This window comes from Synechococcus sp. CS-1333, assembly GCF_025128015.1.
GTDB lineage: Bacteria > Cyanobacteriota > Cyanobacteriia > PCC-6307 > Cyanobiaceae > MW101C3.
On the sequence record NZ_JAHLYO010000020.1, the window covers coordinates 1 to 13796 of the forward strand.

Annotated in this window: 5 protein-coding genes, 1 tRNA gene and 1 pseudogene; 3 read left to right on the forward strand and 4 right to left on the reverse strand. The window is 67.5% G+C overall.

Going from position 1 to position 13796, the window contains the following annotated elements:
- Window positions 1-1841 (reverse strand): phosphodiester glycosidase family protein (locus KQ303_RS08880; protein ID WP_259730022.1); only part of this gene is annotated, 1841 nt, incomplete at its 3' end.
- Between the two features lie 126 nt (window positions 1842-1967).
- On the opposite strand from KQ303_RS08880, the gene gltB reads away from it, so the two are divergent.
- Window positions 1968-6563 (forward strand): glutamate synthase large subunit, encoded by a 4596-nt coding sequence (gene gltB / locus KQ303_RS08885; protein ID WP_259730023.1) that lies wholly within the window; start codon window positions 1968-1970, stop codon window positions 6561-6563.
- Window positions 6564-6643: 80 nt separating this feature from the next.
- Here gltB and lipA read toward each other — a convergent pair.
- Window positions 6644-7516, reverse strand: a pseudogene (gene lipA / locus KQ303_RS08890) (lipoyl synthase); the annotation flags it as partial.
- Between the two features lie 67 nt (window positions 7517-7583).
- Here lipA and KQ303_RS08895 point away from each other — a divergent pair.
- Window positions 7584-7657: transfer RNA gene (locus KQ303_RS08895), tRNA-Pro, on the forward strand.
- Window positions 7658-7724: 67 nt separating this feature from the next.
- Here the strand turns inward: KQ303_RS08895 and cobJ are convergent.
- Together cobJ and KQ303_RS08905 are read right to left on the reverse strand one after the other, a co-directional pair.
- On the reverse strand, window positions 7725-9515 hold the full coding sequence (gene cobJ / locus KQ303_RS08900; protein WP_259730024.1) for a precorrin-3B C(17)-methyltransferase: 1791 nt from the start codon (window positions 9513-9515) through the stop codon (window positions 7725-7727).
- Window positions 9512-10975, reverse strand: coding sequence for a hypothetical protein (locus KQ303_RS08905; protein ID WP_259730025.1), 1464 nt, complete (start codon window positions 10973-10975; stop codon window positions 9512-9514). The genes cobJ and KQ303_RS08905 overlap by 4 nt, the downstream gene beginning before the upstream one ends.
- 507 nt (window positions 10976-11482) lie before the next feature.
- On the opposite strand from KQ303_RS08905, the gene psaA reads away from it, so the two are divergent.
- Window positions 11483-13786 (forward strand): photosystem I core protein PsaA, encoded by a 2304-nt coding sequence (psaA, locus tag KQ303_RS08910; protein ID WP_094514341.1) that lies wholly within the window; start codon window positions 11483-11485, stop codon window positions 13784-13786.
- Window positions 13787-13796 lie beyond the last annotated feature (10 nt).

The window sequence follows — 13796 nt, forward strand, 5'->3', positions numbered from 1 at the left end:
AGATCTGGCTCCTCACCCTCCAGGGGGTCGAGCATGCGGGGCCCACCCTGCGGGAAACGGCCCAGCTGCTGCAGCAGCTGGGCCGTTTCCCGCAGGGTGGGCCCCGCATGCTCGACCCCCTGGAGGGTGAGGAGCCAGATCTGAGAGCCATCGCTGGCGATCACCGTGCGGGGCGCCCCCTGCTGCAGGAAAGCGGCGCTGAAGCCTTCGGCGCTGCCATTGAGCACGGTGCGCCCGTTCAGCAGCAGCAGCGGACCACCCCCGAGCACCGAGCGGCTCTGGCCGAGCGTATGGGTCGGCTGGCTGCTCAGGCTCAACCGGCTGCCCACGTCCCACGGCGGCACAACCCCGCCCCGCCCCACCAGCAGCACGTCCTCGGGGCCAAGCGCGATGCCCTGTTCCAGCTGGGCACTGTTGAACTGCTGCCGCACCACGCTGCCGTTGATCAGCAGGGCCGTTTCCCCACCGCTGATCGCCCGATAGCTTCGCCCCCATTCAGCGGTGTAGCGCGCCAGGCCTCGCTGCACATAGCCACTGTTGAGGGCCATCACCGGCAGGCGCTGGCCGCTGCCGTCACTCACCCATTCCGTGAGGCTCAGCCAGCCGAACTGCGGTACGGCGCCGTCCTGCCAGCCCACGGCCCCCCGGTTGAGGATCGGTCCTGAAAGCCAGCGCCCGTCGTCTTTGAGGGCTCCCAGGGGCAGACGCCGCACCCGGTTGAAGAACCCGCCGTTGATGGCCACCAGGGCCTGTTCCTGCCCTGCCAGCTGAGGAAGGGAGGTGAGGCCTTCCATCCCCTCGGCGCTGGTGAGCAGGCGCAGCTCCACAGGGCTGCGGCGGGGATCGAGCCGCACGCTGTTCACCAGCATGCGTCGGTTGCCTAGAGTGCGCACCTGCCGCTCCACGGTGATGCCCTTGTTGAGCAGGGCCTGCAGCTGGGCGGTGCTTGGCGCGGTGGCGCGCACCGGACCTGGAGCTGCACCGGTCAGATCAAGCACCACGCGGGCCGGCCCGCCCAGGGTGAGCACGGCCCCAGGTCCGCTGGCCGGCAAGGCGATCGTCAGGCCGTCGCTGCCGGGGCGCGCCTGCAGGCCGAGGGATTGCAGCTGGGCCAGCTGGGCCGGGGTGCTGCGCAGCGCCATCTGCAGTTCGCCAGCCTCGCGTCGCACGAACGCTGGGCCGCTGAGATCGAGCACCACACGCCGCACGCCCGAGCTGGCGATCGCCCCCGGCGAGGACACCCGGATCTGCTCCAGCGTGGCCGCCGGCAGTTCCAGCCGCAGGGTGCCCCGCTCCTGCCGCTGCCAGCTCACGCCGGCATCCAGCAGCAGGCGGCTCACATCCACGGCCACCTCGTCGTCGAGGCTGCGCTGAGCCCCGGCAGGCACCAGCAGCGTGCGGCCGAACCACTCGAGTTCCAGACCTCCCTGTGTGGACGAGCGGCTGGTGAAGCCCAGCTGGCCCTCCAGCACTTCCAGGGGCAGCCACAGCTCCAGATCCCCCCGGCTGGCGGAGCCCCGCTGCTCCCAGCGAGCCGTCTGCCGGCGGCCGTTGATCTCCAGGCGCTGGCCGGTCTCAGCGGTGGATGCTGTGCCGAACCGGTGCGGCAGGCGCTGAGGTTCGAGGGCCGGGGGCGGCGGAACGGGCGGCGGCCACCGGTTCTGCGCCCCAGCGCCCGGAGCGACGAGCAGCGGTGCGGCGCAAAGGCTGCCGCTGACGAACGCGCTGCCCAGCAGCAGCACACGCCTCAGGCCGCCGCTCACCTGGATAGCGCCAGACCCAGCAACGGCTTCCCGCCTGGCACGACGGCGGAACAGCGGCAATGGCCAAGGCCTCGGCATCAGGCCAGCTTCCGTTGGTGGTGAACGCTAACCCCGTGGGCCTGTCTCTAGAGTTCCCCTTCCTCAAGGAGCGGTCAATCCCGCAGTTCGGGTTTGCCGCCGGTCACCGCAGGTCTCTCCTGGGTTATGCCTCACTTCTCCCGTCCCGTCTGGCCCCATTGCGACAGTCCGGCGCCTGAGGCCGTGGCGGGCGAGCGCGATGCCTGCGGCGTTGGCTTTCTGGCCCAGCTCAGCGGCGAGGCGAGCCATGCTCTGCTCGCCCAGGCCCTGCATGGTCTCCACTGCATGGAGCACCGCGGTGGCTGCGGTGGAGACGGCGATTCCGGGGATGGCGCCGGCATCCTCTGTGGCATCCCCTGGCCCTACCTGGAAGCGGTCTGGCCCGCCGCCCGCAGCGAACAGGGTCGGCCCCGCGGTCTGGCGATGCTGTTCCTGCCCGCCGAGGCGGAGCGCCGAGCCGTGGCACGCGCCTTCTGTGAGCAGGCGGCCGCCGGCCTGGGCCTGCGCAGCATCGGCTGGCGTGAGGTGCCTGTAGCGCCTGAGGTGCTCGGCCCACTGGCCCGCCAGACCGCCCCCGCGATCGAGCAGTGGCTCGTGGAAGGCGAGGTGGCTGGCGATGCTCTTGAAGCCCTGCTCTTCCGCTGCCGCCGCCGCGTCGGGGATCTGGTGCGGGAAGCCTGGGGCCCCGGCCCCAGCGATCTCTACTTCGCCTCCTTCAGCAGCCGCACGGTCGTCTACAAGGGCATGGTGCGCTCCGAGGTGTTGCCGGCGTTCTACGCCGACCTGCGCGACCCCCGCTTCGCGGTGAGCTTCGCCGTATACCACCGCCGCTTCAGCACCAACACGTTGCCGCGCTGGCCCCTGGCGCAGCCGATGCGGCTGCTGGGTCACAACGGTGAGATCAACACCCTGCTGGGCAACATCAACTGGGCTCACGCTGCCCAGTCGCACCTCGATGCGATCTGGGGCGACGCCGCCAACGACCTCAAGCCGGTGGTCAACGCCGCCTTCAGCGATTCCGCCAACCTCGACGCCATGCTCGAGCTCATGGTGCGCAGCGGTCGGCCGATCACCGACAGCCTGCTCACGCTCGTGCCCGAGGCGTTCCGGCAGCAACCGGAGCTGGAATCACGGCCAGCGATCCAGGCCTTCTATGACTACTCAGCCTGTCTGCAGGAACCCTGGGATGGCCCGGCCCTGCTGGTGTTCAGCGATGGCCGCAGCGTGGGTGCCACGCTCGATCGCAACGGTCTGCGCCCCGCCCGCTACTGCATCACCAGCGACGGCCTGGTGGCGATGGGATCGGAAACCGGCGTCCTGGAGATCGACGAAAGCCGCATCATCGAAAAGGGCCGCCTCGGCCCCGGTCAGATGCTCGCCGTCGATCTCGAGCAGGGCCGCCTGTTGCGCAACTGGCAGGTGAAGGAGGAAGTGGCGGCCCGCCATCCCTACGGCGCCTGGCTGCTGGAGCACCGCCGCTCGCTCGACAGCCGGCCCTGGATCACCGAGACGAGCCTGGGGGCCCTCGACCTGCTGCAGCACCAGACCGCTTTCGGCTTCACCGCCGAAGACTTCGATCTGGTGATCGAGGACATGGCTGGCCAGGGCAAGGAGCCCACGTATTGCATGGGCGACGACATCCCCCTGGCGGTGCTGTCCTCCAAGCCCCACCTCCTTTACGACTACTTCAAGCAACGCTTCGCCCAGGTCACCAACCCGCCGATCGATCCCCTGCGCGAAGAGTTGGTGATGAGCCTGGAGATGCACCTCGGCCGCCGGGGCTCACCGCTGCGGCCCGAGCCCGGTTCTGCCTCGGTGCTGCATCTGCAGTCGCCGCTGCTCAATGAGGCCGAGCTCAAGGCACTGCCGGAGCAGGGCCTGGCCACCATCACCCTCTCCACCCTGTTGCCGGTGGAAGCGGGGCCGGCCGGCCTCGGCGACGCGCTGCAGAGGCTCTGCCAGGAGGCGGAGCAGGCCGTGCGCAACCAGGCCGAAATCCTGGTGCTCTCCGACCGCTGCGGATCCGGTCTTTCGCCCACAACCTCCTATATCCCGCCTCTGCTGGCCGTGGGTGCGGTGCACCACCACCTGCTGGGTCTGGGCCTGCGGCTGCATTGCTCTCTAGTGGTGGACACCGCTCAGTGCTGGAGCACCCATCACCTGGCCTGCCTGATCGGCTTCGGTGCCAGTGCAGTGTGCCCCTGGCTCACCTGGGAAACCACGCGCCACTGGCTGCAGCTGCCCAAGACCATCTCTCTGATCGAGCGGGGTCGGCTGCCCGCCATTGATGCCGCTGCGGCCCAGGCGAATGTGCGCCAGGCCCTGGAAGCCGGCCTTCGCAAGATCCTCTCCAAGATCGGCATCTCGATGCTGGCCAGCTATCACGGGGCTCAGATCTTTGAGGCGATCGGCATCGGCGCCGACCTGATCGAGCTGGCATTCCGAGGCACCACCAGCCGGGTGGCGGGCCTCACCCTGGCGGATCTCGCGAGCGAAACCCTCACCTTCCACGCCAAGGCCTTCCCCGAACTCCATCGCACCAAACTGGAGTTCATGGGCTTCGTTCAATACCGCACCGGCGGCGAATTCCATCTCAACAGCCCGGAGATGGCCAAGGCCCTCCATGCCGCCGTGGCAGCGGGCCCCGGCTACGACCACTTCTCCACCTACCGCACTCTGCTGGAGAACCGTCCGGTCACCTCCCTGCGCGACCTGCTTGAGCTCACCCCCGCCCCCCAGCCGCTGCCCCTTGATCAGGTGGAGAGCGCCGAAAGCATCTGCTCCCGTTTCTGCACCGGTGGCATGAGCCTCGGGGCCCTCTCGCGTGAGGCCCACGAAGTGCTGGCGGTGGCGATGAACCGCATCGGCGGCAAGAGCAACAGCGGTGAAGGGGGCGAGGATCCCGCCCGCTATCACCCGCTCCACGACGTCGACGCCGGCGGCCATTCCCCCACCCTCCCCACCATCGGTGGCCTGCGCAACGGCGACACAGCCTGCTCCGCCATCAAGCAGATCGCTTCCGGCCGCTTCGGCGTCACGCCGGAGTATCTGCGCAGCGGCACCCAGCTGGAGATCAAGGTGGCCCAGGGAGCCAAGCCCGGCGAGGGCGGCCAACTGCCCGGCCCCAAGGTGGATGCTTACATCGCCTGGCTGCGTAACAGCAAACCCGGCGTTGCCCTGATCTCACCGCCGCCGCACCACGACATCTATTCCATCGAGGATCTGGCCCAGCTGATCCACGACCTTCACCAGGTCCATCCGGCCGCGAAGGTGTCGGTGAAGCTCGTGTCTGAGATCGGCATCGGCACGATCGCCGCCGGTGTGGCCAAGGCCAATGCCGATGTGATCCAGATCTCCGGCCACGACGGAGGCACAGGTGCCTCGCCGCTCAGTTCGATCAAGCACGCCGGCAGCCCCTGGGAGCTGGGTCTGTCGGAAGTGCACCGCAGCCTGCTGGCCAACGGCCTGCGCGACCGGGTGCTGCTGCGTGCCGACGGCGGCCTCAAGACCGGTTGGGACGTGGTGATGGCCGCCCTGCTCGGTGCCGAGGAATTCGGCTTCGGCTCGGTGGCTATGATTGCCGAGGGCTGCATCATGGCCCGCGTCTGCCACACCAACAATTGCCCCGTGGGTGTGGCCAGCCAGAAGGAGGCGTTGCGCAAGCGCTTCACCGGCATCCCCGAACACGTGGTGAACTTCTTCGCCTACGTGGCCGAGGAAGTGCGCCAGTTGCTCAGCGTGCTGGGCGTGGCGCGGCTGGAGGACCTGATCGGCCGCAACGACCTGCTCCAGCGCCGGTCGGTGCAGCTGGTCAAGACCAGCTCGGTGGATCTCTCCTGCCTGCTGGATAAGGTTCCCCACGCCGGCGACCGTTCCTGGCTGCAGCATGAGGCGGCCGCCCACGGCAATGGCCCCATCCTCGAAGACAGCCTCTTGGAGGACGCTGAAGTGCTGGCGGCGATCGAAGGCCATGGCAAGATCCAGCGCCAGCTGCGAATCCTCACCACCGACCGCAGTGTGGGAGCGCGGGTTGCAGGCGAAATCGCCGCGCTTCACGGCAACAAGGGGTTCAACGGTCTGCTCGATCTCCGCTTTCAGGGCGGGGCCGGCCAAAGCTTTGGTGCCTTCCTGCTGCGCGGCATGCAGCTCACCCTGGTGGGCGAGGCCAACGATTACGTCGGCAAGGGCATCAACGGCGGGCGGCTCGTGGTGGTGCCCCCTGCCGGCGCGGCCGATCCCGGCGCCCAGGTGATCTTGGGCAACACCTGCCTCTATGGCGCCACCGGCGGCGAGTTGTTTGCGCTGGGCCGGGCGGGCGAGCGCTTCGCCGTGCGCAACAGCGGTGCGGTCGCTGTGGTCGAAGGCAGCGGCGATCACGCCTGCGAATACATGACCGGAGGCGTGGTGGTGATTCTCGGCAGCACCGGCCGCAACGTGGCCGCCGGGATGACCGGTGGTGTCGCGTTCCTGCTCGACGAGCACGACGGACTCGCCGCCCGGCTCAACCCGGAGATCGTCTCAATGGTTCCGCTGGACACCCCCGAGCAGGAGCAACTGCTCAAGCCACTGCTAGAGACCCATCTCGAGCTCACCGGCAGCCGCCGGGCTGCAGAGGTGCTTGCCAACTGGCCTCAGTGGCGTCCCCGCTTCAAGGTGCTTGTTCCCCCCAGTGAGCTGGCCACCGTCGGCCTGGCTGAGGGCCGCGTCACGGTGCCCGCCTAGGACCCCAACTAGCTCAGCGTTGCCACCAGGGGCTGTGCTGTGCCGCCAGCCCCCGTTTCCTTGCCGAGGTTGGCGTCGCCGCGTGGATGTTCCCGCATCAGGCGCCTTACCTCCCCGGCGTGGTAGCTGCTGCGGGTGAGCGGTGAGCTCACCACCTGCAGGAATCCCAGCTCCCCTTCCCCCTGCTGGCGGAAGGCTGCAAAGGTGGCAGGCTCCACGAAACGCTGAACGGCCAGGTGTTTCGGCCCTGGAGAGAGGTATTGGCCGATCGTCACGATGTCAACGTGGTTCTGGCGCAGGTCGGCGAGCACGTCGAGCACTTCGGCGTCGGTTTCGCCCAGACCCACCATCAGGCCCGATTTGGTGTAGGTGGCTGGCCATTGGTCGTGAACCCGCGCCAGGAGTTCCAGCGAGCGGCTGTACACCCCCTGAGGACGCACCTGCCGGTACAGACGCGGCACCGTTTCGATGTTGTGGTTCAACACCTCGGGCTTACCTGCCATGACGGCGGCCAGGGCCTCCCAGTTGCCGCAGAGGTCGGGGATCAACAGCTCGATGGTGGTGCCGGGGGAGCGCTCACGCACGGCGGCGATGCAGGCCACAAACTGGCTGGCGCCCCCGTCGTCGAGGTCGTCGCGGTTCACCGACGTGATCACCACATGCTGCAGACCCAGCCGCGCCACGGCCTCGCCCAGGCGTGCCGGTTCGGTGGGATCCAGTGCCCGCACGCTTCGGTCGAAATCGATGTCGCAGTAAGGGCAGGCGCGGGTGCAACCCGGCCCCATGATCAAGAACGTGGCCGTGCCACCGGCGAAGCACTCGCCGATGTTGGGGCAACTGGCTTCCTGGCAGACCGTGTTCAGCTTCAGGTCGACCAACAGGTCGGCAACCGCGCCGATGCGCTCCCGTTGCGGGGCTTTGACGCGCAGCCAGTCGGGTTTGAGCTGCGACACGGACCCACGCCTGAACAGCCCATGAATTTAGGGGCCCCGGAGCGGCGATCGCCTATCCTCTCCCCATCGGGATGTAGCGCAGCTTGGTAGCGCACTTCGTTCGGGACGAAGGGGCCGCAGGTTCGAATCCTGTCATCCCGACTTTCATCTTCAAGGCATCCGCTGATTTCGGTGCATCGTCACCGTCGTGGACCCGGAACACCGTGGCTCAGGCCAGATCAGCCCCGGGGTAACCGCGGGGGGTCACCATGCGACCGTCCTGAATCCGTGTGGTGCTGTTGCCGATCAGCACCAGCGTGAGCATGTCCACCTCCGCCACCGGCAGGTCCGCCAATCGGTGCAGGCTCACCTGCTCGTCCTGCCGCCCCAGCTGCCGGGCCAGGGCCACCGGCGTGTCGCCACCCCGCTGTTCGAGCAGAAGGGCGCAGGCCCGGGCCAGTTGCCAGTCGCGTCCGCGCGACCGCGGGTTGTAGAGGGCCACCACGAAATCCCCCGCAGCTGCCCCGCGCAGGCGGGTTTCGATCGTCTCCCATGGCGTGAGCCGATCGCTCAGGCTGATGGTGCAGAAATCGTGCATCAACGGGGCTCCGGCGCGGGCGGCCGCCAGCTGCAGCGCGGAAATGCCCGGGTGCACCGTGAAGCCGGGTCGGGCCTCGGCCGGCAGGGCCAGCCACAGCTCCAGCGCCAGCCCGGCCATGCCATAGATGCCACTGTCGCCCGATGACACCAGTGCCACCGTCAGGCCTTGCGCCGCCAGCTCCAGCGCCTGGCGGCACCGTTCCCGCTCCAGGGTGAGCTGGCCGTCGCAGCGCAGCTGATCAGGCCGACGCAGTGGTTCCAGCAGGTCGAGGTACAGGCCGTAGCCCACCCAGACCGTGCTCGCCGCCAGTGCGGCACGGGCATCGGGAGTGAGCAGCGCCAGCTCGCCAGGCCCGCTGCCGATCAGATGCAGCCGGCCCCGTTGCGGCGCCCACTGCTCGGCGGCGGCCGCGACCGCCACCGTGGCGGCCCCGCGTTCGTCGCTGCGGCAGCGTTCGATGCGTTTGGCCTGGCGCAGGCAGCCCCCGGGTCCGGCGGCCAGCAGCGCTGCCGCCTCCGCCACGCTGGCCGTGCCCATCTCCCGCGCCACGGCCGCCGAAGGGGTCGGCACCGGCACCACGGCGAGCTCGGCGGCACTGAACAGCCGCAGCGGCCACTGGCGCTCAGCGGCCAGCGCCAGCAGTGCCGGCTCATCCCCTTTGCGGTCGGCGCTGCAGAGGCCGGCGACGGCCTCCGGCGCCAACCCAGCCTCCTGCAGCGCAGCCAGCACCGCCCGCTCCAGCAGAGTGAAGCTCGTGCCGCGCTCGCAGCCCACCCCCAGCCAGAGGCTGGGAGGGTGCCAGCGACAGCCCGTGCCCAGTTGATCGCTGATCACCAGCACAGGAGCTGCCGGGTCGGGCACGCCGCTTAGCGGCTGGGTCGCTTCAAGCTCGCGCCAGAGGGGTGAGCCGCTGGTCTGCTGCACCAGTGGCTGCTCCCCCCTGGCCGCTGCCTGCATCAGGCTGTCCCAGTCACCGCTGCCGCGCCGCCATCCCCACGCGGTGCCGAAGCAATCGAGAGCAAGGCGGCCGCTGCCGCTGCTGGCGCCTGTCAGCACGGCCTGGCCGCCCAGCAGGGCCGCCACCTGCTGGCTCAGACGCTCTGCCCCGGCGCCATGGCCGCCCAGCAGCGGGATGGCGAAGCGTCCGGCCGGGTCCACCACCACCACCGCCGGATCCTGGCGTTTGCCCTGCAGCAGTGGTGCGATCAGCCGGGTGATGGCGCCGCAGGCACCCACGGCCACGAAGGAGCGGCTGTTGCCCCACTGCCGCGTCAGATAGGTGCCGCCGGCTTCCTCGGGGCTGGCGATGTCCTGCACAAGTCCGGCCTGGTGCAGCCGCTGAAGCAGGGGCAGGCCGGCAGGACTGAGGCTGAGTCCCCGGCAGGGCAAGGGCAGGGCGTCAGGCGTGGGGTCGTTCATGCGCCGAACCTGGCACGCACGATCGCCGGCGATTCGCCCGCATCGGCGGACGGGCCGGCTGTCGGTCCGTCGTCGGCATTGCTTTCGCTAGGTGCACCAGGGATGGAGACAATCCCATCGCTAAGAGCTGGCGGGTCTTCCGGCTCGTGTTCTGGTTCGATTTCGGGCCGAGGTTCGTTACCCGTTTTGAGCTGAGTTTCGATTTCGGCTTTGGCCTGACGTTCAGGTTGGCTCTCGAGCTCAGGCTCAGGTGGGGGGGCGTCCTTCTCGGCGATGGATGCTTCCCCCACCTGTTCCCCGTCTGCCAGGCCGGCAGCGGAGAGCGCAGCAGTGGCAGAAGGAGCGGCGAGGGTGGCAGGTTCCAGCTCCTCCGCCTCTGCTTCCTCCTCCGCATTTCTGGCGCTGGCGCCCGAGCTGTCGCTCGGATCCTGCGGCCCAGGAGCAGACGATTGCCCAGAAGCAGATGACTGCCCCAGTGGAAATGGCTTCCCTGGTGGCGCCGGCGGATTGGGCGGCGCAGGCTCTGCTGGGGAGGTTCCGACCGCTCCGCCCAGCAGGGCCCGCTTCAGCTCAGCGTCATTGAGGGGAGTGGAGGGCCAGCGCGATGGAGCCCCAGCCGTAAGTGTCACCGCCGTCACCAGGGAGTTGAAGGGTGCATTGAGCGGGTCGCCCCTCCCATCAAGCAGTTCCAGCTGGATGGCGTTTTCCCCGCTGGTCAGTCCCTTCAGCCAGATCGGGGTCTGACGGTCCACCAGGAAGCTGTCGCCGTTGAGGGTGATCCGCAACCGCCAGCTGTCGTCGCCGTCGCGCAGGTGTTGCAGGGGGGCATCGAACAGCAGCCAGTCGATCAGCACCGGTTCTGCCTGGATCAGGTCGAAAGGAATGGCCGGAATCAGCTGGGGGCTGGCGGGTTGTGGCACCCCCAGGGTGTTGGTGGCGGCGCGGTGCAACCGGATCTGGGTGCTGGCGCCGGGCGCTTTCACCGCTTCACCCCAGGGGTAGGCGGCGTAGACGCTGATCCGATGGCTCCCCGGGGTGAGCGGCTCCATCGGCACCTTCACTGTGCGCGGATCGGCGGAGTCCTCATCGCTGCGGCTGGCAGGCATCGCACCGACCCGGATCGGTGTCTCCTGGTCGCGCTGCACCACCAGATGGGTGCCGGGAGCGCCTGGGTTGGTCCCCGCCAGCGGCCAGTCAGACACACGCAGCTCCAGGGTCCAGGGGTCGGCGGGAAGAACGGTGTCCGGCGCTGGCGCAACGATCGTCAGCTGCGGGCGATGGGCGCTGAGCACCTCCTTGAGTTGCTCAGTCGGGCGGGGCGGCGCGACTTCGCGCACGGTGCCGCTGGCAAGCGGAGCCGGTGCAGCGGTAGGCGGAGGTGAGCCGGCGTTTCTCCAGCCCCAGCCTCCGCTGAGCAACACGCTGAGGCACAGCAGGCCGGCGCTGATGGTCCGCCCCAAGGCGCGTGAACCCCGCAAGTGCGGCAGCTTCCGGGCAGGCAGGCTCGCCATGACCATCTCCTTGCTCCTGCCCTGACGACGGCCTGGGCATTCTGCTGGCCCATTGGTGAGCGCAGAATCGATGCCGCACTGAGGACTTGAATCAACGCTCCAACATCCGGAATTGCCGGATAACAAATGGGGGCTTATCCCCGGCATTTCAATGACAAGAATCGGGCGGGAGAGCCCAGTCCCAGACAGGAGAGCCAGGGGATTGAACCTTTGTTACTTCCTCGGCAAACGGCCAGAAGCTCGCCCCTATACTCTCGCCAGCGGTCCCCTCATCGGGGCCCTTGCCCCAGTCGTGGCAACGGGTTTTGGCTTTCGCCACGCCCCTGCCCTCTGGAGTCAACGGCATGGCGGATTCCGATCCGCGGTGCTGTTCGGCCCGCCGGCCAGGTGCCTGCACCCGGCCGGAGCGGTGGACCTCCACCTCCACCTCGACCCCGTCCCTCGAGGAACGTCTCGATGACCATCAGCCCACCAGAGCGTGGGAAAACGGCGAAGGCCATGGTTGACCGGAACCCCGTTCCCGTCGACTTCGATGTTCTCGGTAAGCCCGGGCACTTCGATCGCACCCTCGCCAAAGGTCCCAAAACCACCACCTGGGTTTGGAACCTCCACGCCAACGCTCACGATTTCGACAGCCACACGAGCGACCTTGAAGAGGTCTCCCGGAAGATCTTCAGCGCTCACTTCGGCCATCTGGCCGTCATCTTCATCTGGCTGAGCGGCGCCTTCTATCACGGTGCCCGCTTCTCCAACTACACCGGCTGGCTGGCCGACCCCCTGCACGTCAAACCGAGTGCTCAGGTGGTCTGGCCCATTTTCGGCCAGGAAATTCTCAACGCCGATGTGGGCGCCGGCTTCCACGGCATCCAGATCACCTCAGGTCTTTTCCACGTGTGGAGAGCCTGGGGTTTCACCAGTGAGTTCCAGTTGCTCTGCACGGCAATCGGCGCCCTGGTGATGGCCGGTCTGATGCTCAACGCCGGTGTCTTCCACTACCACAAGGCAGCCCCCAAGCTGGAGTGGTTCCAGAACGTTGAGTCGATGCTCAACCACCATCTGGCCGGTCTGCTCGGGCTGGGGTCCCTGTCCTGGACGGGTCACCTCCTGCACGTGTCCCTGCCGACCACGGCCCTGATGGATGCCATGGATGCCGGCAAGCCGCTGGTGCTCAATGGCAAGACCATCGCCTCGGTGGCGGACATTCCCCTCCCCCACGAATTCCTCAACCAGGACCTGATCGCTCAGCTGTTCCCCGGTTTCGGAGCGGGCCTTTCCGCCTTCTTCACGGGCAACTGGGCCGCCTACAGCGATTTCCTCACCTTCAAAGGTGGGTTGAATCCCGTTACGGGCAGCCTCTGGATGACCGACATCGCGCATCACCACCTGGCGATCGCTGTCCTGTTCATCGTTGCCGGCCACCAGTACCGCACCAACTGGGGCATCGGCCACAGCATCAAGGAGATCCTTGAGGGTCAGAAGGGCGATCCCCTGCTGTTCCCCGCACCCAAGGGTCACGACGGCCTGTTCGAGTTCATGACCACCTCCTGGCATGCCCAGCTGGCAGTCAACCTCGCGCTGTTCGGTTCGCTCACGATCATCGTGGCGCACCACATGTATTCGATGCCCCCCTATCCCTACATCGGCATCGACTACGCCACCCAGCTCTCGCTGTTCACGCATCACATGTGGATCGGCGGATTCCTGGTGGTGGGTGCTGGCGCTCACGCTGCCATTGCCCTGATCCGCGACTACGACCCTGCCCAGCACATCGATAACGTGCTTGACCGGGTTCTGAAAGCTCGTGATGCCCTGATCAGCCACCTCAACTGGGTGTGCATCTGGCTTGGCTTCCACAGCTTCGGCCTCTATATCCACAACGACACCATGCGTGCCCTGGGCCGTCCCCAGGACATGTTCAGTGACACCGCCATTCAGCTGAAGCCCATCTTCGCTCAATGGATTCAGGGCCTGCACGCCGCTGCAGCCGGCACCACTGCGCCCAACGCGCTGGCCGGTGTGAGCGAAGTGTTCAATGGCGCTGTTGTTGCTGTGGGTGGCAAGGTGGCTGCCGGCCCGATCCCCCTGGGAACGGCCGACTTCATGGTCCACCACATCCACGCCTTCACGATCCACGTCACCGTGCTGATCCTGCTGAAGGGTGTGCTTTACAGCCGCAGCTCCAGGCTCATCCCCGATAAGGCGAACCTGGGCTTCCGCTTCCCCTGCGACGGCCCCGGCCGTGGCGGTACCTGCCAGGTTTCGGCTTGGGACCATGTGTTCCTCGGCCTCTTCTGGATGTACAACTCCATCTCGATCGTGATCTTCCACTTCAGCTGGAAGATGCAGAGCGATGTGTGGGGCACGGTGAATGCGGACGGCAGCGTTCAGCACATCACCAATGGCAACTTCGCTCAGAGCGCCATCACCATCAATGGCTGGTTGCGCGATTTCCTCTGGGCGCAGGCCGCTCAGGTCATCAACAGCTACGGCACCTCTTCCAGTGCTTATGGCCTGATGTTCCTGGGTGCTCACTTCGTCTGGGCTTTCAGCCTGATGTTCCTGTTCAGCGGCCGCGGCTACTGGCAAGAGCTGATTGAGTCCATCGTCTGGGCTCACAACAAGCTGAAAGTGGCTCCGGCCATCCAGCCACGTGCTCTGAGCATCACTCAGGGTCGTGCCGTGGGCGTTGCTCACTACCTTCTGGGCGGTATCGCTACCACCTGGGCCTTCTTCCTGTCCCGACTCATCGCGGTCGGCTGACCTCACACCT